We start from the raw sequence: 21,210 nt of genomic DNA on the forward strand, positions 1-21,210 counted from the left end.
GTAAGTAAGACCCCTCAAAGAAGATGAGGTTGATAGGTTCGGGGTGGAAGCACGGCGACGTGTGGAGCTGACGAATACTAATCGGTCGAGGACTTAACCTAAACTAAAAGCGAAAGCGGCCGTTTAGACTCGACAGGCATAAGGCGAATCAACGAAGTGGCGCTTTTTGCCACGTAGTTGAGGTGACTTATGACCCGAGAGTCTGGCCGCTTGAGCTGGACAATTAAGAAGGGCACGGTTGGCCCTGATTTGCGAATACAATGTCCGTTTTATCCGGTTTTGAGCGAACAAAATAAAGTTATTTTGAAAAAAACGCTTGCAATATATAAAAGATGTGATATAATTAATCTTGTCTTATAGGAAATAGTTCAGTGATGATTGCGAAGAGGTCACACCCGTTCCCATACCGAACACGGAAGTTAAGCTCTTCAGCGCCGATGGTAGTTGGGGGTTTCCCCCTGTGAGAGTAGGACGTCGCTGGTCTGTTATACCTTTTATAGAATACCTTCTATAAGTGATTATCATTATTCCGCAGTAGCTCAGAGGTAGAGCAATCGGCTGTTAACCGATCGGTCGTAGGTTCGACTCCTACCTGCGGAGCCAATTGGAGAGCTGTCCGAGTGGCCGAAGGAGCACGATTGGAAATCGTGTAGACGGTTAACGCTGTCTCAAGGGTTCAAATCCCTTGCTCTCCGCCAGCTATACCTTCCTAAAATAATGGCCCCTTGGTCAAGCGGTTAAGACACCGCCCTTTCACGGCGGTATCACGGGTTCGAATCCCGTAGGGGTCACCATTTAATTTTACAACATTGTAAACCCGGAGGATTAGCTCAGCTGGGAGAGCACCTGCCTTACAAGCAGGGGGTCGGCGGTTCGAGCCCGTCATCCTCCACCACATCATTTTTAAATGTTACTTATAATATTGTCGCGGGGTGGAGAAGTGGTATCTCGTCGGGCTCATAACCCGAAGGTCGCAGGTTCAAATCCTGCCCCCGCAACCAAATGGTCCCGTGGTGTAGCGGTTAACATGCCTGCCTGTCACGCAGGAGATCGCCGGTTCGATCCCGGTCGGGACCGCCATTTTTTACAGAAAAAATAATTATGTGGCTCAGTAGCTCAGTCGGTAGAGCAAAGGACTGAAAATCCTTGTGTCGGCGGTTCGATTCCGTCCTGAGCCACCATTTTAATATTTGCCGGTGTAGCTCAATTGGTAGAGCAACTGACTTGTAATCAGTAGGTTGAGGGTTCAATTCCTTTCGCCGGCACCAGACACCTATGGTGGGGTAGCGAAGTGGCTAAACGCGGCGGACTGTAAATCCGCTCCCTACGGGTTCGGCGGTTCGAATCCGTCCCCCACCACCATTTTTGTAGGGGCATAGTTTAACGGTAGAATAGAGGTCTCCAAAACCTTTGATGTGGGTTCGATTCCTACTGCCCCTGCCATTTCACTCTAACATATAAATTGTGGCGGTTGTGGCGAAGTGGTTAACGCATCGGATTGTGATTCCGACACTCGGGGGTTCAATTCCCCTCATCCGCCCCATTCATTTATAACTAGATATTATAATTATGGCGGTCGTGGCGAAGTGGTTAACGCATCGGATTGTGATTCCGACATTTCGGGGGTTCGATTCCCCTCGTCCGCCCCATTTATTTTTGGGGTATAGCCAAGCGGTAAGGCAACGGACTTTGACTCCGTCATCGTTGGTTCGAATCCAGCTACCCCAGTTTTAGCGGAAGTAGTTCAGTGGTAGAATACGACCTTGCCAAGGTCGGGGTCGCGGGTTCGAATCCCGTCTTCCGCTCCACTCTTTCCATGGCGGCATAGCCAAGCGGTAAGGCATGGGTCTGCAACACCCTTATCACCGGTTCGATTCCGGTTGCCGCCTCCAAAATTGCACTTTTTTTTTAATTGAATACTGATACGCCCGAGTGGTGGAATGGCAGACACGTCGCACTCAAAATGCGATGCCGCAAGGCGTGCCGGTTCAAGTCCGGCCTCGGGTATCAAGAAAAAACACAACATTGGTTGTGTTTTTTTGTATTTAAAAAGATTGACAAGGAAAGGTTCTTTGTCAAATGACGTTGGTGAAGAATAGTAGCCAACCATAATTTAGTTATTGTAGGGCTATCCAAGAAGTCAGTAAAGCTGATTTTTTAGGATAGTCCTTTTTCATATTGTGTTTCATGTATCCCGTTGTTTTCCGTTCCAGATGGACGCTTTCCGCGGGCACGGCTTCAGCCTCCTCGTCGCGAAAAGCACGCTCCTGTGGGGTCTTCAGCTCGCGCTGTTCCCGCTGGAGTCGCCATCTTGCACTCCAAACAACTAGTATTGAACTCGTAAATTACATAAAAATAGACAAAAGACTTCCAAGCCTATTAAATCCTCAAAAATGCTACGCAACGTCAAAATGGGATTGTCCTTGTTCCCGCTGTTTAACCGATGATTTTAACTTGAAGTGTAACAGAATTCGTTTTCTATAGTTCTGGAAGTTTCTATAACCATAAGCGACACGATTCAATACCTTGATCTTATTGTTATTTCCTTCAATTCTTCCGTTATTGTAGGGGTAAATAAAGCTGTTTTCTATAAACGGAAGATGTTTTCTTAACGTTTTTAAACTCGTTCTCATATAATTTGAAGTTAAAGGTGAAACAGGTGTTGTCAAACAAGACGATAGTGCTGCGAAGTCCTTATTTGACATGGATTCCATTAATTCTTGATAAAGTTCATAGTTCTCTTTTAGTGCAGGATCATAATTCAACATCTCGTCTACAACACTTTGCCCTGTACGTTGTCCAAACAATGAGTAATACTTATATTCTACGCTGGAAAGATCTGAACGTTTTTTTAATAATAGCTTCCAATAACGCTTAAGGCGACGGTATTTCTTCATATCATTCCCATTGGACGTTCTTAGTTGATTCATGACTTGAATACGAAATTTATTCATAGAGCGATTAATCAGTTGAACCAGATGAAATCGGTCAATGATAATTTTCGCCCGTGGAAATAATTCTTTAATCACACTTACATAACCCGCATTCATATCAATTGTTACGGTTTCCACACGTTGACGGTCAGTCAAACTGTAGTTCACAATAAAGTGATTTTTTAATCGTAAGATTATCTCGTCTATCTAGGATATCCAATATGTCGCCTGATTCCGCATTTATAGATTCGAAGGCCATTTCACCTTTTGCGTACTTGAACTCATCAAAAGAAAGGTGCTTAGGTAGCGCTTTGTAGTGGGGTATAAATTGTTTTGCGGCTTGATTAATTTGTCGTTGAACGGATGCGGGAGATACCGAACAATCCCTCGCGATAGACGTAAGCGATTGTGCTTCGGCAGACTTTAAAATGACCTGCGCTTTCACATTTTGTGAAATAAAACAATTCCGTTGAACAATAGGCGTTTTAGCAGTAAAACTGCTTTGACAGGATTGGCACATGAAACGTTGTTTCTGTAAAAGTAAGTAGGTTGGATTTATACCCGTAATGGGTAAGGTAATTCTGGATAATTGTGTCCCGTTTTTATAGACTGTAAAGTCGGTATTTTTCACACCGCATTTCACGCAATGTGTAGGAGTATAGGTTAACTTCCCTAAAATGTATTTACACCTTTTTCCTTTATAGGTTCCTTCTTTTACACAATTTTCGTCAAATATAATGTTTACGTCTTGAATATCAAGCAAAGATTTAATACTATTAGAACATGACAAGTGAATTCCCTCCTGGATGATGGTTTTGGTCGACTTTTATTCTACAGGGAATCTCACTTGTTTTCTATTTATATTGAACTTATGACTCCTACACTTTCTAGCTGATTGGAGTGCAGAGCGGCGACTCCAGCGGGAACAGCACGAGCTGAAGGCCCTGGACTGAGCGTAGCGAGGGAAGCGGCTGAAGCCGTGCCCGCGGAAAGCGTCCGCTCGGAACGGAAACCAGCGGGTAGTAGAATTACCTTATCCAATATATTTATAAAAAATGACGTTAATGAAGATCCTCCTCATCTCCTATTTAAAGGGATGGGGATTTTCTTTCACCAACGTCATTTATTGTACAACCGGAAAGCAACTGCTTCTTTTGGTGTTATAAAGGTGGTTCTATATAGATATGGTTGATTGTATACGGGTTCCAGATGGACGCTTTCCGCGTGTACGGCTAAAAGTGAGGAAAGATACGGTTCAATCTTTCCTCCTTCTTGTGGCGGAAAACAGGCTCCTGTGGGGTCTTCAGCCGGGGAAGAGTGGACTTACTCTTCCTATCTTTGCACTGCTGTTCTCGCAGAAGTCGCCATCTTGCACCCCAAGTAACTAATACCTGGCTGTTTATTTTTTTGTGCTTTACTAACCGGCGGCTCCCTTTGACGCACTTACTGGCTCTATCGTCCGCAAACAGTGGCTCAAAACTCCGCACAGCTGGCTTATTTTGTCCGCAATACTCATTAATACGTAATCATAATGAGGAATTTGAATAGCATCTGCACGGGCGCCTCAAAAGAGAATCTATACTATTTGAACTAAACTTCACTCTTTTGTTCTAGTTTTAATAGTTTTTAAGTAAATTAGGATTAGAATGAAATGATATTTGGAGGCATAGAATTCTAAGTCTAGTATTAAGTTACTATTCATAAAAGGGAGGAATAAGAATAGGCAGTCAGGAATTAATAGCTCATTTAGATGGAAATGAGGATTTAACATCAAAGCGGATACCAAGTGTAAGAAATACTTACATGAAACCAAGAATTGTTGCCTTCATTCCCGCCCATAATGAGGAAAAATCTATTCGTGATTGTTTAGCCGGATTAGGCGATCAATCTTTGCCATTGGACGTTAATCTGGATGTAATTGTAATTGCTGACAACTGTTCGGATCAGACTGAAGAGATGGCTCTAGCAGCTGGAGCAGAATTTAATTTAGAATTGAGGGTCCTTACAACCAAAAATAATAAACAACGTAAAGTTGGTGCTTTAAATGCAGCTTGGAAAAGTATTTATGGAGATCCTTTAGATTTATACGATAAAAGGCAAACAATCTATCAAGAGTATTACAGAAACTCCGTCAAGGCAGTTCTTGGAATGGACGCGGATAGTAGACTCGCGCCTGGTGCATTATCGCAGCTTTGGGAGGGATTAATGAGTTCTCGTAATATCGGTGGTGTAATGGCTAAGTACACCATGAGAATGCCAAAAAAGAAAAGCCTTATTTCAAAGTCTGATCCCCATTACGAAGAAAAGATTGCCATCGGGGAATACGGAGGACCCATTTCACGTTGGTGGACACATCAACAAAAACAAGATATGGCAAGTTGGCTATTAGATTTACAATATAGTGGAGGCAGCACCTATGTATTAGGAGGTCAAGCTACCTTATTTCGGCCAGAGACACTACAGGACGTAATTAGCGAAAACAAGTTAGACGGCCCTTGGCAGGATGATAGTGATGTAGAGGATATGCTGTTAACATGGCAAATCCAGAAGAAGTGGAAAACTTTAATCAGCCCTACTGCACGCTGTTATGTTGACGCTATGAAATCCTACCATACATTCAGGCAACAAAGAAATAAATGGCAATCCGGAACAGTTGATTTACTTACAAATGGTAATATCGGGGTCCGCTCTAAGCATAGAGGGAAAATTTGGCGTTCACAATTAAAAACATTTTCGAATCTAACCATTCGTTTACTATTCATCCTACTACTAGCCCTAAGCCTCGCGACAGACCAGTTTAATTGGTCATGGATTTGGCTTACGCCTGTAATTCTAGCTTCTATATTAAATACTATTCTCGCGCTAAAGACGCCAATGCATAGACCAATAGACATTATTTTTGCTGCTTTATTAATAAGTCCGGAAATATATTTATGGGTTAACCTGATTACGTTTGTAAATGTCTGGTTGGGGAAATTATCTGCGAATAAAAAAGATGGTTGGGCCATTCAGTATAGTGCCGAAAGAGGCCAAACAAAAAGCAAGCTTACCGAAGGCATTATTGTAGTAATAGTATTGATTACACTCGGAATATATTTTTGTATTGATCAAAGAAGCTTTCTAACTAGCGAGGCTGTGCAAACTTCAGTCGGACCTTATTTACTTTCGGGCTGGATTTTACTTACCTACTTCACCATCTTCACATCCTTAGCTATGGTATACCAACTTTGGAAATTAAGAGGGCGCCATAAGGCTTAAAAAGAAAGTACGTACTAAAATATAGAGTTTGGAGGAATCGCGATGAAAGTAACAAAAGCAATCATTCCTGCTGCGGGATTTGGTACACGATTTTTGCCGGCTACTAAAGCACAACCTAAGGAAATGCTACCAATTATTGATAAACCAACAATCCAATATATAGTTGAAGAAGCAGTTGCATCTGGAATTGAGGACATCATCATTGTTACAGGCAAAGGCAAACGTTCCATCGAAGACCATTTTGATTTTGCGCCCGAGCTTGAGGCAAACTTATTAAAAAAAGGGAAAATAGACTTGTTAAACAAAGTGCGTTATTCTTCAAATCTCGCAAACATCCATTACGTACGCCAAAAGGAACCACTTGGCCTTGGGCATGCTATATGGTGCGCAAGAAGTTTTATAGGAAATGAACCATTTGCAGTCCTTCTTGGTGATGATATTGTTCGAAGTGAAATCCCCTGTTTAGGACAGCTAATTAATGTATATGAAAAAACAGGTTCATCCGTAGTCGGGGTTCAACAAGTCCCCTGGGAAGATACACAGCGTTACGGCATAATAGATCCCGGCTTACAACAGGATACGCGATATGAAGTCCGAAACTTAATAGAAAAGCCAAGTCCCGAGATCACGCCGTCAAACCTTGCAATAGTGGGCCGCTACATTTTAACACCTGAAGTTTTTAATTTTTTAAGCGAGCAAGAAATTGGCGCTGGAGGAGAAATACAGTTAACTGACGCAATACAAAAATTAAACCAGACTCAAAAAGTCTACGCGTATGATTTTGATGGGAAAAGATATGACGTTGGAGAAAAAGCAGGATTTGTTAAAGCAACTTTAGATTTTGCTCTTTTAGATGAGGATATTCGATTCGAACTAATCAACTATATGAAAGATGTCATTGCGGCAGAAGGAGCCGTTTTATAATGGTTTTCATAGTGCATTTTTCACGGTGCCTGTGCAACGCACATTATGACAATTTAAGTTATGGTATATATATGCAAAAGGAAGCCAAGCAGATTAATACTGCTGACTTCCTCTTTTTATTTATGCAATTGTAATGTACTTTCCGGATAGTGTCTTACACAGGAACTTTGCCCTATTTACGTAAATAGACTTTTGAAATACTTCAATCGAAAGTGAACACCTTTCACCCAAAATGGCTTTCACTAAACAAGGTTGGCTTTCATTCGCTATTTCCGCAGTTTTATCTTTCACCGCAAAATAAAACTTACATTTAGGCTACATACCTGAAGGGCGAATACAAACAAACAAACGAACCATCCCCTAATTTATATTTCAACACATCAGATTTCGGCAAGTTAATTTCGACTTTCGCGCTTATATACATTAGAAGTCCATTCTTTTCTACCTGTTTATCATCTGCCACTTCAATAAGTAATTCTGATTCACCTTGTTCCATATAACCAACTATAACATCCGCTGCATCGGCTGGTAATTGGGCGTCGTTTTGACTGCACATTTAATTATCTATGTCTTTTTTTCTCATATCCTGGTTTCTCTAACAATTTGAACATATTCAGCTTATATTGTTCAACACCGGGTTGGTCAAATGGATTAACACCAAATAGGTAAGCGCTCATTGCACAAGCTTTTTCAAAAAAATAAGCAAGATAGCCAAATGTGCAGGCATCCATTTTAGGAATTTCAAACACTAACCCAGGAACTCCACCTTCAGTATGGGCGTTAAGTGCGCCTTCAAAAGCTTTACTATTCACATAATCAACTGTTTTTCCAGCTAGATAATTTAATCCATCTATATTTTGTTTATCCACTTCAATAAGTAATTCATGTACAGGTTTTTTCACTCTAATAATTGTTTCGAATAAATTACGTTGACCTTCTTGAATATACTGTCCAAATGAGTGTAAATCTGTTGAGAAATTTGAAGAAGCAGGGAAAATCCCTCTACGATCTTTTCCCTCACTTTCACCAAAAAGTTGCTTCCACCATTCTGCTAAAAAATGCATGCCCGGTTCATACGTTACAAACATTTCTATGGCCATCCCTTTTTGAAACAAAATATTACGTATAACTGCATATTGATAAGCAGCATTCTGATCCAATACCGGATTCATTAACTCAGTTTGTGCTTTCAAAGCACCCGCCATAATTTCGTTAATATCAATACCACTGACGGCTATCGGCAATAATCCAGCTGCAGTCAAAACTGAATAACGCCCGCCAATATTATCTGGAATGTCGAAAGTTTCATAGCCCTCTTTACTAGCTAACTCTTTTAACGCACCAGTATCCTTATCTGTTGTGGCGAAAATCCGCTTTGAAGCTTCTACTTTTCCGTACTTTTCTTCAAGCAACTTGCGAAAAATTCGAAATGCAATAGCTGGTTCTGTCGTTGTACCGGATTTTGAAATGACATTGATGGAAAAATCCTTTCCTGCCAAAAGGTCAATGACATTTGTAATATAAGATGAGCTAAGATTATGACCTACGAAAAAAACTTGTGGATTCCTCCGCTTCTCGTTGGACAGTAGATTATAGAAACTATGATTCAGCATTTCAATAGCCGCTCGTGAACCTAGGTAGGAGCCGCCAATTCCAATAACAAGAAGAATATCGCTTGTTTCTTCAATCCTGCTTGCACATTTTTTTATTCGGGCGAACTCTTCTATGTCATAATTACTCGGTAACTCAATCCAGCCCAAATAGTCTTTATGGGGTGACAATGCACTGTGCATTTCATGATGGATTGACTCAACTGTTTGTTCCAAGAAGGAAAGCTTATAACTACCAAAAAAAAGCGTCGCTTTCGAAAAGTCAAAACTAATATGCGTCAATGCGTCACCTTCCCAATCTTCATTTTATCTCCAACAAACTACTTAATATATGCTTTAATCCTAGTAAACTATTCAGTACGGGGTGGTGTTTGACATAAATATTAGGTGCTTTAGCGCATACGAAATAAAAGTATACACAACTCTGTATACTCTCGTTTAACACCTTGCTATTTTATAGTTTGGGCTTTTTGGTTCTTTCGATTGAAATCATTATTAAGGAGCACTTTTCACGGGGGGGAGAACCAAGTAACACTTGTAAAAGTGGGCGATTACTGTATCCAAAGCGGGTCATTAGATATAGTAAGGGTGCGTGAGCCTATTTCAGCCTTCACGACCTTTTTCTATCGTCGTGAAGGCTACTTTTCTCATTTCGTCTTCTAGCTCATGAATTCGCTTTTTCAAAATACTTTTAAGCTTTACGGCTTCAGCAAGTGAAATATTGGCCATTTGTCTATTCCCCTTGGAATTGAAACTTGTTAATTTATATGAATTGAAGTTTGTCCATCATGTAAAACATATGAATGCGTTTCGCCACCGCTCACGCTAGTGAACATGTTGCCACATGCAGTTGTCAGTTTGAGTGATTCTTCCGCATCCATAGACGGCCGAATGAAGAATACATGAATTGCTTCCGTCGTTTCTTCAGTGACTGCCGTACGTACAGAGTCTACGAAAGGGCTGCCGAACGGGCTATAATCGTCTTTAAGTAGTAAGATATTAGTCAATGAGTTGAAACGCCCGTTCAGTCCGTCATATCCATCCTCGCTTTCACCTTTTGTTAGGCAGATGTCACCGATAACTTTTTCGAAGTCATAGATGCCAACAGGAATTTCGTGTTGTAAGGAAAAGAAATTATTCAAGTCTACGGCTGTATGGAATGGGTTTATGTAGTTTTGCTTTTTGATGCGGCGTAAAAGTGCTTCTGTAGAGTGCCGATAGCGGTTGGGATCCGCCCCAAGTTTTTTCCAAACCTGGCGCCATTCATGTATGCCGGGAAAATCGTTAAGCGGTTTATCTTCAAGTTCAAAAAACAATTGCTCTTGGAATAATTGTAATCTTCCTTTTATCATCTGAGGCGATTCTGATACGGTAATTTTGGTATAATGGTTAATGCCTAATTTTAATCCGGGTACTACTTTTAGAAGCTGTTCATCTAATTCAAGAACCAATACTATCACCCTTTATATATTTTATTTTAATCTTAGCACAAAGGAGGAGATAGAGCGTGAATGCTGTTCAATTGCAACAGTCAATACGTGAGTTTGCAGATTCGATTGGTATTGATAAAATAGGCTTTACGACAGCTGCTCCATTCCGCGAACTGAAAAATCGTTTAAAACGTCAGCAGGAACTTGGCTATCAGTCGGGATTTGAGGAAAAGGATTTGGAGAAAAGAACGGAGCCGGCACTTCTTCTCGATCAGGCGGAAAGCATCATTGCGATTGCGATTGCTTATCCATCCAAGATGGAGAATGCGCCAAAGGGGAAAAAAGGGGAACGACGAGGTATGTTTTGCCGTGCATCATGGGGAACAGATTACCATACTGTTCTCCGTGAAAAATTAAGCTTACTTGAGCGATTTATCTTCCAACATGCGCCTGACGCGAAAGTTAAATCGATGGTGGATACCGGTGAACTTTCTGACCGTGCAGTTGCGCAGCGTGCGGGAATTGGCTGGTCCGCAAAAAATTGTTCAATCATTACGCCTGAATTTGGTTCGTACGTCTATCTTGGTGAAATGATCACGAACATTCCGTTTGCTCCCGATGAGCCGATGGAAGATGAATGTGGAACATGTACGCTTTGCTTGGATGTATGTCCGACAGGGGCTTTGATTCAGGGGGGACAATTGAACGCACAACGTTGTATTGCCTTTCTAACACAAACTAAAACACCTATGCCAGAAGAGTTTCGAATGGAAATGGGTAACCGTGTATATGGTTGTGACACTTGTCAAACAGTGTGTCCAAAAAATAAAAGGAAACATAATTTGCATCAGTCTGCATTTCAACCGGAAGTTGAGCTTGCAAAACCACTTCTACAACCTATACTCAAGTTGTCAAATCGTGAATTCAAAGAGAAGTTCGGTCATGTTTCAGGTTCATGGCGGGGGAAAAATCCGATTCAGCGAAATGTAATTATTGCACTCGCACATTTCAAGGAGGAGTCGGCGGTACCCGAATTGATTGCCATGTTGGCTAAAGACCCGCGTCCGGTTATCCGGGGGACTATCGCATGGGCACTCGGTCAAATCGGTACAGAAGAAGGGTATACTGCGTTACAAGCTGCATTGTTGAATGAAACAGATAAGGATGTACTGGCGGAGTTGCAAGGTGCATTGAACAATCGAAAAGAACGTCTTTAACTAGGAGGAAATAGAAATGACTATACATGTTGCATTATTTGAACCGCTAATTCCTGCGAATACGGGGAACATTGCGCGAACCTGTGCGGGAACTGGTGCAAAGCTACATCTTATAAAACCACTTGGATTTTCGACGGATGATAAAATGCTGAAACGGGCAGGTCTCGATTACTGGGACCATGTTGATATTTCGTATCATGAGGGAATAAAGGAATTGTTTGCAGCATATCCTAAGGCCGATTTTTATTTCATCACTAAATTCGGTAAGAAAACATATTCAACATTTGACTTTTCGGATGAAACGAAAGATCTTTTCTTTGTTTTCGGTAAAGAGACGACTGGCCTACCTGAAGAGGTTACCTTACAAAATGAGGACCGCTGTCTGCGCATTCCGATGAATGATAACATCCGGTCACTTAACTTGTCCAACACAGCGGCTGTCCTTGTTTACGAAGCACTTAGACAGCAAATGTACCTTGGATTAGAATGAAAAAAAGGACCAGCCTATGCCAGTCCCTTTTTCATAATTATTTTTTGTGACCTGGTACTTTAACTTTACCAGGCTTGTCTTCATATCCACCAGTAAAGATTGCAGATAAAAATGCGAGGCAAACGCCCGCTATAAGAAGAAGTGACATCGGATATACCTCCTGTAAAATCAATAGTACTTCACTTAGTATACCCCATTCCGGATATAATTGAAATGTCTGTCCCGAAAAGTTGTGACAGAAGAGGGAAAAATGATTTATAAATGAAACTTACAGCTTTCCAATACGTATAGAGTAGTACAACTTCTAAAATAATGGAGGACATTGATATGAAATTTTCAACAGTTATGAAATGGATTACGGCATTGGGGGAAGGTTTTCTTGCAATTCCAATCATCGGTGGTGCATTTGTAATCGGTACAGGCTACTCGGCTTTAGGCGTTATGTTTGTTCTTCATGTGATTACCCTAGTTCTATCCATTCGCGATATGCAGGGTAAAGTAGGTTCAATTTTGGGTCTACTTACAAGTGTGGTAAGTGTGATCCCTGTATTTGGGTGGTTCATGCACTTAATCACTGCAATCGTATTATTGATATCTGCTATCACGTCTAGACGTACATCGGTCATATGAAAAAAATGCCCTTCCTTTTTAATCGGAAGGGCATTTTTCAATGGGGCAAAAATAATAATTGATAAGTGAACAGTACTGCAAAGATATATAATAGTACAGGAACCTTTTTCCACTTTCCTTTTACAACTTTCAAAAGTGGATAGGTGATGAAACCAAGTGCAATTCCCGTCGCGATACTGGATGTTAACGGCATCGTTAAGATGATGAGGAATGCCGGAAAAGCTTCATCAAAGGAATCCCAGTCAATATGTTTGACTACACCAATCATCAGACTGCCTACAATGATAAGAGCAGGTGCCGTAATTGCGGATACACCCGACAATGCGCTTACGAATGGACTGAAAAAAGCTGCGATGATGAAAAGGATAGCGACTGTAACTGAGGTCAAACCAGTTCGTCCACCGACGGCGACACCTGAAGAAGATTCAACGAATGCCGATGTGGGACTTGTCCCGAATACTGAACCGACAGTTGTCGCAACTGAATCCGCAAGAAGAGCATGACGTGCACGAGGGAGCGTATTGCCTTTCATAAGGCCGGCCTGTTTGGCGACACCTATCATCGTGCCTGTAGTATCGAATAGTGTAACGATAAGAAATGCAAAGACGACGCCGTACAGACCGTGCGAAATGACATCACCGGCGGCTTGTATCGGATTCCAAACGATAATACCTTCAGGTAAATGCGGCATTTGCCATAGAGCACCTTTAAACTCAAGTTGGCCTGTAAAGAACGCAACAATCCCCGTCAAAATCATACCAATGAAAATGGAACCATACACATTCAAAGTCATAAGGACAATCGTGACGAGGAGTCCAAACAATGCGAGTAGTACAGGAGCGGATGTGAGGTCGCCAAGTTTTACAAGATTCGATTCGTGCGGTGCAACAATTCCGGACATTCTTAAGCCAATGAAGGCGATGAATAACCCAATCCCAGCGGTGATTCCATGTTTCAAGTTTTCAGGAATTGACTGGATCAGTTTTTCACGGAATGAAGTCATGGATAGAAGAACGAATAGAATCCCGGCGATGAACACCGCAGAAAAAGCTGTCATATAATCGAGTTGCCCATCTGAAGCGAGAACAACGGATGTGAAGTAAGCGTTCAATCCCATACCTGGCGCAATAGCAATCGGGTAATTCGCAAATAAGCCCATCCACAGTGTCCCGACTATAGCGGATATAATTGTTGCGAGAAACACTTGGTCGAATGGTACTCCAGCGTCAGCAAGAATAATGGGGTTAACGATGACAATATAGGCCATCGTCAGAAATGTTGTCATTCCGGCTAAAACTTCAGTTTTTACAGTGGTATTGTGTTTCTTTAAATGAAACAAAAGGATTCTCCTCTCAAACTACGAACAATATCAATTACATTATTAATAATATTCGTTTCTTGGCTAAATTTCAACTGAAAAATACAAACATCTAGTTCGTAATATATGATCCATGGATTGTATAATCATACTAATCGCATTCAAAAAGGAGAAGGATACTATGTCAAAACTTTTCAATGAAACAAAAGAACTTGTAAATGGTATTTCTATGCCGCGCCTTGGGCTTGGCGTATACAAGATGACGGATCCGCAAACAACGGTCGAAGCGATACACTACGCTATTCAAAACGGTTACCGTGCAATTGATACCGCCGCCATTTACGAAAATGAAAGAGAGACTGGTGAAGCAATCCGTCATGCGGGCGTCAAAAGAGAAGAGCTTTTCATCACGTCGAAAGTATGGAATGAAGATCAAGGTTATGATGCGACACTTCGTGCATTTGATGCTTCTTTAGAAAAACTAGGCCTTGACTATTTAGATCTATATTTAACACATTGGCCTGTAGCGGGAAAATTTGTAGAGACATACAAAGCAATCGAACGTCTTTATGATGAAAAGCTGATTCGGTCTACTGGCGTATCCAATCATCATGCCCATCACCTTGAAAGGATTTTCGTAAAAGCGAATGTCCAGCCAATGGTGAATCAAATTGAAGTACATCCACGGCTTTCCCAAGAACCACTACGAGCGTTTTGTGAAGAAAATGGAATTGCCGTAACGTCATGGTCTCCTCTCGCACGTGGAAAATTACTAGTTGAGCCGACTTTACTTCATATTGGTGATAAATATGAAAAAACAGCGGCACAAATAATTATCCGGTGGCATTTGCAAAATGACCTCATTGTCATACCGAAATCTGTTACGCCTGAACGCATCAAAGAAAACAGTGAAGTTGCCGACTTTGAATTGACACAAAGTGATATGAAAGTGATCGACAACCTAAACTTAAATGAACGGACCGGAACGAATCCCGACACATATGATGTGTAAAGATGTGAGGAAAGTCGCGGGAAGTTGTAATTTCATTTGAAAAATTGCAACTTTTATCACGAAGATATAAGTTAATCTTACGTATTTTATGATATGATGTAAAAAAGAGTGTGGGAGGAATCATTTTGTTCAGAAGCAGAAAAAAGAGTGTTCAAGAAGATAGTTTACAAATGGAACTTGAGCACTTGAAAATGACCTATTCCGATAAAGAAATTCAAGATAGCCAGCGTTTGACTGGATTAAAAAGTGAACTGGATGCAGCTGTTACCCAGCATGAGAAAGTAAATGCCCAGCATAATGTTCTAGGAGAAGCAGTGAGTCAAATTGAAGAAAGGTTTGAAAATGTCGGAGACTTAAGTGGAAGAACATCAGACAAGTCGCATGAGCTATACGAAAAAGGACGAGCCCTTGAAGAAAAATCACATAATATGGTGAGTGAGGCTAAAGAGGGTACAAAAGAGGTCAATGCAACAGCTGATGTTATTAAGGATCTTGGTATTCAAATTCAAGCCTCTGAACAGAATATGACAAATTTAAGCACTCGATCGGTAGAAATTCAGTCGATTGTAGGTGTTATTGAAGATATTGCAGCTCAGACTAATTTGCTTGCGTTAAATGCTTCTATAGAAGCTGCACGTGCAGGAGAATCAGGGAAAGGGTTTGCGGTCGTCGCCCAGGAAGTTCGAAAACTGGCGGAAAGTACTTCCGACAGTACATCCAATATCCAAAAGTTGACTTCCTCACTGCGAAATGAAATTGAGCAGGCACTTGCTGCAACAAGAAAGAGTGCTGAACTTGTTGAAAAAGGAGTGGCTGTCAGTTTTGAAACAGCTTCCAAGATTGAAAGTATTCTCAGTACAATTGAAGACAGTCAAGGAGACATTGGCTCAATTCAAGGAATGATTGAAGAACAGAAAAAGTTATCCGAAGAAGTGAAACGAGAACTTCATGGTGCAAAAGAACTTTTCACACAAGCACATGACTTGATTGTCTTGCATATTGAAGATGCAAAAGAAGTAGATGAACGCCTTGAAAACGGCATTCGTCAATTGACATTCAGCTAATTAGAAAACGATGGAAACCCTTCTGGGGTCTCCATCGTTTTTTTTATTCTATAATTGTCTGTTGTTTTGTAAATGGGTGTACGAATACTAGTGTCGTAGCGGTCAGATGGTAGTTTCCATCGTCGGTTTCGCTGCCTCCATATAATGTATCGCCTTTAACGGGATACCCGATATGAGACAAGTGAACACGGATTTGGTGTGTTCGGCCGGTTTCCAATGTGGCCTCTACTAGTGTTGAGTCTTCCTTTCGTTCCGTAACCTGAAAATGAGTGACAGCAGATTGTCCAGAGGTGGAAATACGACGCTTCACTGGATGATGGCGGTCCCGTCCAATAGGAAGCCGTATCATTCCTTTTGGTCTTTTCATGTAACCGTCAACTTCAGCGGTATATTTCCTTGTCATCTCATTTTGCTCAATCATTCGGTCGAAAAGGGCCTTTGCAATCGGGTGTTTTGCGATAAGAATAACGCCTGCTGTCCCTTTATCGAGTCGATGGATATGTTCAGCATAGTCGCCGCCATTTTTTTTGACATAGGCGAAAACTTGGTTTATGAACGTTCCAGTTTCACCTGGACCATCTGGATGGGTTGCGATACCAGCAGGTTTCATAGCAGCAAGTATATGTTCATCTTCATAAAGAACAATTAGATCATCTTGTACTTCGGGGATATAAGTGGAATGCATTTCTGGAAATGCAAAAGTCAATTCTGTGCCTCCGGCAAGTGGTGTCCGCCATTCAATAGGTTCACCATCCAGGCCTGTTACACTTTTCGCCATTCGCATTTCGTGTACCGTCTTTTTACCGGCTTGCCACTCTTCGCGGAGAAGCTGTTCAACAGTCAGACCTTCTTCTTGCGTTGTATAATGAAAAATCGGCATTCAGCACTCTCCTTTTGAACTACCTTCAATTATTTACCTTCAAATTCGGTGAAAAATGCACGGATGTTTTCTTCGGGTTGTTCGCCTACCATACGCCCAACTTCCTTACCATCTTCATAATGGACAAGTGTTGGCCAAGATTTAATGCCATAGGGAGCTGCCTGTTGACCGAACTCAAGCATGTTATATTGAAGTACATTGACACCCATTTCTTTTGCGATCGGCATCATGACAGGCGTCATTGCCATGCAATAATGACATTCAGGACTAAAAAAGTAAGCAGTCACCGATTCACCAGACTCCACTTTTTTAAAGAGAGCATCCGGTAAGATAATATTATTATAGTTTTCATTGCCGATTAAACCGATTGTCGATTTCTCCAATTTTTCCGTTCCATATGGATTGTCCTTCAGCTTTGCTTCATCGGATTTATTGGATAGGACGATGATAAGGATAAAGACCGCAATGACTGCGCCACCAATTATGAATAACTTTTTCACATTACTTCGACTCCTTTTGCCATTTGATTATAAGTAGGCTTGATATAAAGATGATTACAAACGCGATAAGTGCCAACAAGGGAATAGTGATGAATCCCAAGTAGTTGATGTACTGACCTGTGCACGATACATTCCCGCAAGCGGGTGCGCTATCACTAAGGAAGGAAAGTTTCTGAATTCCGTAATGATAAAGGGAAATACATCCGCCAACTAATGCAAACACAGCCGTTGTCAGCGCAATTCTTGCATTTTTTTGGAACAGGGCAACGCCGGAAATAAGTACGATTGGATACATCAAAATCCGTTGGTACCAACAAAGTGTACAGGGTTCATAGCCACGTACATCCGAAAAGTACAATGAACCGAGAGTGGCAATCAATGCGGTTGTACAAATTAGAATAAGAACGTTTTCCAGCCGTTTGTGCATTCTATCAACTCCTGATTAAAAGACTACATAGTTGATTATAGGGTGTGGCATGATGCAAGTAAAATATTATTCATCGCAGACATGGTACTATATAATGAAGAGAAACGAATTTGGAAGAGGTGTTTTGCGTGAGTGAAGAATTCGATGTATCCTCATTTGAGATAAGTATGATTATTCGCCGGATGGTAAGCGATGATATAAAGAAAATTCTAGGGATGCAAGAACTCTGCTTTCCGGGAATGGAGCCTTGGCTTGAAGAACATTTGGTAAGCCACTTGGCTATTTTTCCGGAAGGACAGCTGATTGCTGAACTGGACGGGGAAATCATAGGTTCTTGCTCAAGTCTAATCATTAATTTCGATGAGTACGATGATCGGCATACATGGGATGACGTAACGGATGAAGGGTACATTACAAACCACAATGCAGACGGCTACAATATGTACGGCATTGAAGTGATGGTGCACCCGGAATATCGCCGGATGAAAGTTGGACAACGCTTATATGAAGCACGAAAAGAACTTGCAAGAGAACTCAATTTAAAATCGATCATATTAGGTGGACGCATTCCGAATTACCACAAGTATGCAACTGAAATGTCACCGAGGGAATATGTTGAATCGGTGTCACGACACAAAATCTATGATCCTGTGCTGACCTTTCAACTTATGAATGACTTCACACTTATGCGGGTTAATCCGAATTACTTACCGGATGATAAAGCCTCGAAGAAATATGCAACGCTTATGGAATGGAACAATGTCGATTATAAACCACTTACGAAGCGGCATTTCAAGACGAGTTATCCAGTACGCATCTGTGTTGTTCAATACTTTATGCGTAAAATTACATCTTTTGATGAACTGGCACATCAATGTGAATACTTCGTTGACGTTGCGTCAGATGCGAATTCAGATTTCGTGGTCTTTCCGGAACTATTTACAACGCAACTTATGTCTTTCCTGGATGAGCCCTCACCAAGTCGTGCTGTACGTAAAATGACGGAGTATACGCCGCAATATATGGAGATGTTCATGAATCTCGCTGTCCGTTATAATGTGAATATAATAGGTGGATCTCATTTTGTTGAAGAAGAGGATGAAGAAATCTACAATATATCTTATCTTTTCCGCCGAGATGGATCGATTGAAAAACAATATAAAATTCATATTACACCGAATGAGCGAAAATGGTGGGGAATCAGTGCGGGGGATTCGGTCCGTGTATTTGATACGGACTGTGGAAAGATCGCAATCCAGATTTGCTATGATATTGAGTTTCCAGAATTGGCCCGTATTGCAACTGACATGGGAGCGAATATCATCTTCACACCATTTTGTACGGAAGACCGCCAAGGATATCTACGTGTAAGATATTGTGCACAAGCCCGCGCGATTGAAAATCAAATCTACACAGTCATTTCGGGAACGGTCGGTAACTTGCCGCAAACGGAAAATATGGATATTCAATATGCGCAATCGGCGATATTCGCACCTTCAGACTTCGAATTTGCGCGTGATGGCATTGTCGGGGAAACGAATGCGAACTTGGAAATGGTGTTGATTGGAGATGTAGATTTAGAAATTTTACGGAGACAGCGCCAAGATGGAACGGTCAAGCAGTTGAAAGACCGCCGTCATGATGTGTATCACATTGAATATAAGAAAGACTGACGAGAAAAAAGGGTCCATCCACCGTTGTTGAATTGGTGAATGGGCTTTTCTTTTTTTGTGGAAGCTTATTTATATTACGAAAGGTATCCATAAATAATCCCTGTGGATGGTTTGTGTGTTATAATTAGATTAATCAGTGAGGGGAGTGGTGTATATGGCAGAAACAGAAAAGATAACGATCAATATGAATGTTGTTGACCTTGGGAAAGTCGATTTGCTTGTAGATCAAGGGTTTTATTCCAATCGAACGGACTTCATTAGGTCTTCCATTCGCAATCAATTGGCCACACATGCGGCAGATCTGGAAAGTTTGCTTGTCAGAAAAGAATTTGTTGTAGGTGTAGTAAAGTACTCAAGAAAAGAATTGGAGAAACTTCTTGCGTCCAATGAAAAAGTAGAGATGAAAATAATTGGATTGCTTATTTTGGATGAAGATATTGATGTGGAACTTGCGGTTAAAACAATCAAATCCCTTCAAGTCAAAGGTGTTTTTAAAGCGAATGCAGCCGTGAAACAAGCGCTTGGTAAGTTGTAGAAGAAAGATATATAAAAAAGAGGCAGTCTTCAGTTGAGACTGCCTCTTTCATTTATATAGTGGGTAATTATTTCTTCTTCGAAGGGTGCTTCCGCATGGATTTCGTAACTTTTTTCCACTTATTCCGTTCAGCAGATTTGGCGGCGGAGTCCATTTTTCGTTCTAAAAACGCCAATTCTTTTTGTAACTTCAAATAGCTAGCATAACGCTCTGCGGGTAGGGTGCCTGTAGTAAGTGCTTCTTGTACTGCACATCCTGGTTCATGACCATGCTGACAATCACTGAACTTACATGTACCGGCAAGTGCCTCAATGTCTTTAAATCCAGAATCGAGGCTCTCGCTGTTTTCCCACAACTGGAACTCCCTCATACCAGGAGTGTCGATAAGTACGCCACCAGTGGGGATTTTGACTAATTCACGGTGAGTCGTTGTGTGACGACCTTTGTCATCATCACCTCGTATGTCTTGTATGGTCATCATTTCTCCGCCGCAAATGGCGTTTGTAAGTGATGACTTTCCGACACCTGATGAGCCTAATAGCGCTGCCGTTTTTCCGTCTTTCAACAAGACAGTCAACGCTTCAATCCCTTCGCCGGTTACATTACTGATCGCAAAAACTTCTGCACCAAGTGCGATATTCTGTGCTTCTTCAATGTACAGTAAAGGCTCCTCACAAACATCCTTTTTTGTCAATACGACAACGGGGTTTGCACCTGAATCATAGGCTGCGACTAAATAACGTTCAAGTCGTCTGGCGTTGAAGTCTTTATTCATCGACATGACGAGAAAGACGATGTCAACATTTACAGCAATGATTTGTTCTGTTATCGCTGTACCCGCAGACTTTCTTGAAAAGAGCGATGTCCTTGGTAAAAGTGCATGAATGATTCCCCGTTCCTCGCCGGGCATCTTTTCAACAGCTACCCAATCACCGACGGCAGGGAAGTCTTTCCGTTCGGTTGCTTCGTATTGAAAAGCACCTGAGCAAACACTTAGCCATTCGCCTTCTTCAGTTACAATTCGGAACATCTTCTTATGTTCAAGTGTGACACGCCCTGGCACACACTTTTGTAATTTGGGACCAACATTCAGCTCTTTCCAATTTTCTTCATGTATTTTATTCCAACCGTAGTCATTAAGTATTGTCAATTTAAATTCCTCCTGTTATGTGCATATAAAAAAGCCGTGGCTCCTAATCGGACACCACGGCTTCACGCGCGTAACAGAAAAAGCATGCCTTTTAGGAAGGCATTACAAGTGAAGGTATGGGTCCGATCAAATCAACAATCGTCATATTTAAAATAGCCA

18 protein-coding genes, 16 tRNA genes, 2 rRNA genes and 1 pseudogene are annotated in these 21,210 nt (G+C 41.4%); 27 read left to right on the forward strand and 10 right to left on the reverse strand.

What is annotated here, in order from left to right; all coding sequences use genetic code 11:
* The 18 genes from FILTAD_RS06535 to FILTAD_RS06620 all read left to right on the forward strand — a co-directional run.
* Positions 1–101 (forward strand): 23S ribosomal RNA (locus FILTAD_RS06535); the annotation flags it as partial.
* Positions 102–367: 266 nt separating this feature from the next.
* Positions 368–483 (forward strand): 5S ribosomal RNA (rrf, locus tag FILTAD_RS06540).
* A 45-nt stretch (positions 484–528) separates the two neighbouring features.
* Positions 529–603: transfer RNA gene (locus FILTAD_RS06545), tRNA-Asn, on the forward strand.
* A gap of 3 nt (positions 604–606) precedes the next feature.
* A tRNA-Ser gene (locus tag FILTAD_RS06550) sits at positions 607–698 on the forward strand.
* 21 nt (positions 699–719) lie between these two features.
* A tRNA-Glu gene (locus FILTAD_RS06555) sits at positions 720–794 on the forward strand.
* A gap of 25 nt (positions 795–819) precedes the next feature.
* Positions 820–895, forward strand: a tRNA-Val gene (locus FILTAD_RS06560).
* A gap of 31 nt (positions 896–926) precedes the next feature.
* Positions 927–1,001, forward strand: a tRNA-Met gene (locus FILTAD_RS06565).
* Between the two features lie 3 nt (positions 1,002–1,004).
* Positions 1,005–1,080 (forward strand) — tRNA-Asp (locus FILTAD_RS06570).
* A gap of 25 nt (positions 1,081–1,105) precedes the next feature.
* Positions 1,106–1,181: transfer RNA gene (locus tag FILTAD_RS06575), tRNA-Phe, on the forward strand.
* A gap of 11 nt (positions 1,182–1,192) precedes the next feature.
* A tRNA-Thr gene (locus FILTAD_RS06580) sits at positions 1,193–1,268 on the forward strand.
* 9 nt (positions 1,269–1,277) lie between these two features.
* A tRNA-Tyr gene (locus FILTAD_RS06585) sits at positions 1,278–1,362 on the forward strand.
* Positions 1,363–1,369: 7 nt separating this feature from the next.
* Positions 1,370–1,443 (forward strand) — tRNA-Trp (locus tag FILTAD_RS06590).
* Positions 1,444–1,467: 24 nt separating this feature from the next.
* Positions 1,468–1,543 (forward strand) — tRNA-His (locus tag FILTAD_RS06595).
* A gap of 29 nt (positions 1,544–1,572) precedes the next feature.
* Positions 1,573–1,649 (forward strand) — tRNA-His (locus FILTAD_RS06600).
* A gap of 8 nt (positions 1,650–1,657) precedes the next feature.
* Positions 1,658–1,728, forward strand: a tRNA-Gln gene (locus FILTAD_RS06605).
* Positions 1,729–1,733: 5 nt separating this feature from the next.
* A tRNA-Gly gene (locus FILTAD_RS06610) sits at positions 1,734–1,808 on the forward strand.
* 10 nt (positions 1,809–1,818) lie between these two features.
* A tRNA-Cys gene (locus FILTAD_RS06615) sits at positions 1,819–1,892 on the forward strand.
* A 34-nt stretch (positions 1,893–1,926) separates the two neighbouring features.
* Positions 1,927–2,007, forward strand: a tRNA-Leu gene (locus FILTAD_RS06620).
* A 389-nt stretch (positions 2,008–2,396) separates the two neighbouring features.
* On the opposite strand, the pseudogene FILTAD_RS16280 reads toward FILTAD_RS06620, so the two are convergent.
* Positions 2,397–3,723 (reverse strand): annotated as a pseudogene (locus FILTAD_RS16280) (ISL3 family transposase).
* Positions 3,724–4,736: 1,013 nt separating this feature from the next.
* Here FILTAD_RS16280 and FILTAD_RS06635 point away from each other — a divergent pair.
* Positions 4,737–6,191 (forward strand): glycosyltransferase family 2 protein, encoded by a 1,455-nt coding sequence (locus FILTAD_RS06635; protein WP_124069695.1) that lies wholly within the window; start codon positions 4,737–4,739, stop codon positions 6,189–6,191.
* Positions 6,192–6,233: 42 nt separating this feature from the next.
* Positions 6,234–7,115, forward strand: coding sequence for a UTP--glucose-1-phosphate uridylyltransferase GalU (gene galU, locus FILTAD_RS06640; RefSeq protein ID WP_124069696.1), 882 nt, complete (start codon positions 6,234–6,236; stop codon positions 7,113–7,115).
* Between the two features lie 310 nt (positions 7,116–7,425).
* On the opposite strand, the gene FILTAD_RS15880 is transcribed toward galU, so the two are convergent.
* From FILTAD_RS15880 to FILTAD_RS06650, 4 genes are all read right to left on the reverse strand, one after another.
* A complete protein-coding gene (locus tag FILTAD_RS15880) occupies positions 7,426–7,671 on the reverse strand; it encodes a hypothetical protein (RefSeq protein ID WP_162497509.1) in 246 nt (81 codons plus the stop codon).
* Positions 7,672–7,675: 4 nt separating this feature from the next.
* Complete coding sequence (locus FILTAD_RS06645; protein WP_124069697.1) at positions 7,676–9,007, reverse strand: glucose-6-phosphate isomerase; 1,332 nt, start codon at positions 9,005–9,007, stop codon at positions 7,676–7,678.
* Positions 9,008–9,328: 321 nt separating this feature from the next.
* Entirely contained in the window at positions 9,329–9,454 is a 126-nt protein-coding gene (locus tag FILTAD_RS16175) for a hypothetical protein (RefSeq protein WP_282432573.1), read from the reverse strand.
* A gap of 29 nt (positions 9,455–9,483) precedes the next feature.
* Entirely contained in the window at positions 9,484–10,176 is a 693-nt protein-coding gene (locus tag FILTAD_RS06650) for a B3/B4 domain-containing protein (RefSeq protein ID WP_203229668.1), read from the reverse strand.
* A 56-nt stretch (positions 10,177–10,232) separates the two neighbouring features.
* On the opposite strand from FILTAD_RS06650, the gene queG reads away from it, so the two are divergent.
* The 3 genes from queG to FILTAD_RS06665 all read left to right on the forward strand — a co-directional run bounded on the left by queG (position 10,233) and on the right by FILTAD_RS06665 (position 12,492).
* Positions 10,233–11,372 carry a tRNA epoxyqueuosine(34) reductase QueG gene (gene queG, locus FILTAD_RS06655; RefSeq protein ID WP_124069698.1) on the forward strand — a complete coding sequence of 380 codons (1,140 nt, stop codon included), beginning with the start codon at positions 10,233–10,235 and terminating at the stop codon, positions 11,370–11,372.
* 16 nt (positions 11,373–11,388) lie between these two features.
* A complete protein-coding gene (gene trmL / locus FILTAD_RS06660) occupies positions 11,389–11,862 on the forward strand; it encodes a tRNA (uridine(34)/cytosine(34)/5-carboxymethylaminomethyluridine(34)-2'-O)-methyltransferase TrmL (RefSeq protein WP_124069699.1) in 474 nt (157 codons plus the stop codon).
* 327 nt (positions 11,863–12,189) lie between these two features.
* Positions 12,190–12,492, forward strand: coding sequence for a hypothetical protein (locus tag FILTAD_RS06665; protein WP_124069700.1), 303 nt, complete (start codon positions 12,190–12,192; stop codon positions 12,490–12,492).
* Positions 12,493–12,529: 37 nt separating this feature from the next.
* On the opposite strand, the gene FILTAD_RS06670 is transcribed toward FILTAD_RS06665, so the two are convergent.
* Positions 12,530–13,831 carry an NCS2 family permease gene (locus tag FILTAD_RS06670; protein WP_124069701.1) on the reverse strand — a complete coding sequence of 434 codons (1,302 nt, stop codon included), beginning with the start codon at positions 13,829–13,831 and terminating at the stop codon, positions 12,530–12,532.
* A gap of 160 nt (positions 13,832–13,991) precedes the next feature.
* Here FILTAD_RS06670 and FILTAD_RS06675 point away from each other — a divergent pair, with 160 nt between their 5' ends.
* Together FILTAD_RS06675 and FILTAD_RS06680 are read left to right on the forward strand one after the other, a co-directional pair.
* Complete coding sequence (locus tag FILTAD_RS06675; protein ID WP_238988176.1) at positions 13,992–14,822, forward strand: aldo/keto reductase; 831 nt, start codon at positions 13,992–13,994, stop codon at positions 14,820–14,822.
* 125 nt (positions 14,823–14,947) lie between these two features.
* Positions 14,948–15,886, forward strand: a complete 939-nt coding sequence (locus FILTAD_RS06680; protein ID WP_124069703.1) for a methyl-accepting chemotaxis protein — start codon at positions 14,948–14,950, stop codon at positions 15,884–15,886.
* A 43-nt stretch (positions 15,887–15,929) separates the two neighbouring features.
* Here the strand turns inward: FILTAD_RS06680 and FILTAD_RS06685 are convergent, their stop codons facing one another.
* Genes FILTAD_RS06685 through FILTAD_RS06695 form a run of 3 tightly spaced genes read right to left on the reverse strand, consistent with a single transcriptional unit; the run spans position 15,930 to position 17,693 of the window.
* Positions 15,930–16,766: an RluA family pseudouridine synthase gene (locus tag FILTAD_RS06685; RefSeq protein WP_124069704.1), complete on the reverse strand. Its 837-nt coding sequence runs from the start codon at positions 16,764–16,766 to the stop codon at positions 15,930–15,932.
* Positions 16,767–16,795: 29 nt separating this feature from the next.
* On the reverse strand, positions 16,796–17,266 hold the full coding sequence (locus FILTAD_RS06690) for a thioredoxin family protein (RefSeq protein ID WP_124069705.1): 471 nt from the start codon (positions 17,264–17,266) through the stop codon (positions 16,796–16,798).
* Position 17,267: 1 nt separating this feature from the next.
* Entirely contained in the window at positions 17,268–17,693 is a 426-nt protein-coding gene (locus FILTAD_RS06695) for a disulfide oxidoreductase (RefSeq protein ID WP_124069706.1), read from the reverse strand.
* A gap of 128 nt (positions 17,694–17,821) precedes the next feature.
* Between FILTAD_RS06695 and FILTAD_RS06700 the strand changes: the two genes are divergently transcribed.
* Together FILTAD_RS06700 and FILTAD_RS06705 are read left to right on the forward strand one after the other, a co-directional pair.
* Positions 17,822–19,366 (forward strand): carbon-nitrogen hydrolase family protein, encoded by a 1,545-nt coding sequence (locus FILTAD_RS06700; RefSeq protein ID WP_124069707.1) that lies wholly within the window; start codon positions 17,822–17,824, stop codon positions 19,364–19,366.
* A gap of 154 nt (positions 19,367–19,520) precedes the next feature.
* The gene (locus FILTAD_RS06705) at positions 19,521–19,901 is read left to right on the forward strand and encodes a CopG family transcriptional regulator (RefSeq protein ID WP_124069708.1); all 381 of its coding nucleotides are present in this window, start codon (positions 19,521–19,523) and stop codon (positions 19,899–19,901) included.
* Positions 19,902–19,968: 67 nt separating this feature from the next.
* On the opposite strand, the gene rsgA is transcribed toward FILTAD_RS06705, so the two are convergent.
* The gene (gene rsgA, locus FILTAD_RS06710) at positions 19,969–21,051 is read right to left on the reverse strand and encodes a ribosome small subunit-dependent GTPase A (RefSeq protein WP_124069709.1); all 1,083 of its coding nucleotides are present in this window, start codon (positions 21,049–21,051) and stop codon (positions 19,969–19,971) included.
* Positions 21,052–21,210 lie beyond the last annotated feature (159 nt).

This window comes from Filibacter tadaridae (genome assembly GCF_900609045.1).
GTDB classification, from domain to species: Bacteria; Bacillota; Bacilli; order Bacillales_A; family Planococcaceae; genus Sporosarcina; species Sporosarcina tadaridae.

What these genes read in the sequence shown, in the direction of transcription:
- FILTAD_RS06635 (WP_124069695.1), top strand. Translation starts at nt 4,737, where the DNA reads ATGAAACCAAGAATTGTTGCCTTCATTCCCGCCCATAATGAGGAAAAA.
- galU (WP_124069696.1), top strand. Translation starts at nt 6,234, where the DNA reads ATGAAAGTAACAAAAGCAATCATTCCTGCTGCGGGATTTGGTACACGA.
- FILTAD_RS15880 (WP_162497509.1), bottom strand. Translation starts at nt 7,671, where the DNA reads ATGTGCAGTCAAAACGACGCCCAATTACCAGCCGATGCAGCGGATGTT.
- FILTAD_RS16175 (WP_282432573.1), bottom strand. Translation starts at nt 9,454, where the DNA reads ATGGCCAATATTTCACTTGCTGAAGCCGTAAAGCTTAAAAGTATTTTG.
- trmL (WP_124069699.1), top strand. Translation starts at nt 11,389, where the DNA reads ATGACTATACATGTTGCATTATTTGAACCGCTAATTCCTGCGAATACG.
- FILTAD_RS06665 (WP_124069700.1), top strand. Translation starts at nt 12,190, where the DNA reads ATGAAATTTTCAACAGTTATGAAATGGATTACGGCATTGGGGGAAGGT.
- FILTAD_RS06675 (WP_238988176.1), top strand. Translation starts at nt 13,992, where the DNA reads ATGTCAAAACTTTTCAATGAAACAAAAGAACTTGTAAATGGTATTTCT.
- FILTAD_RS06685 (WP_124069704.1), bottom strand. Translation starts at nt 16,766, where the DNA reads ATGCCGATTTTTCATTATACAACGCAAGAAGAAGGTCTGACTGTTGAA.
- FILTAD_RS06695 (WP_124069706.1), bottom strand. Translation starts at nt 17,693, where the DNA reads ATGCACAAACGGCTGGAAAACGTTCTTATTCTAATTTGTACAACCGCA.
- FILTAD_RS06705 (WP_124069708.1), top strand. Translation starts at nt 19,521, where the DNA reads ATGGCAGAAACAGAAAAGATAACGATCAATATGAATGTTGTTGACCTT.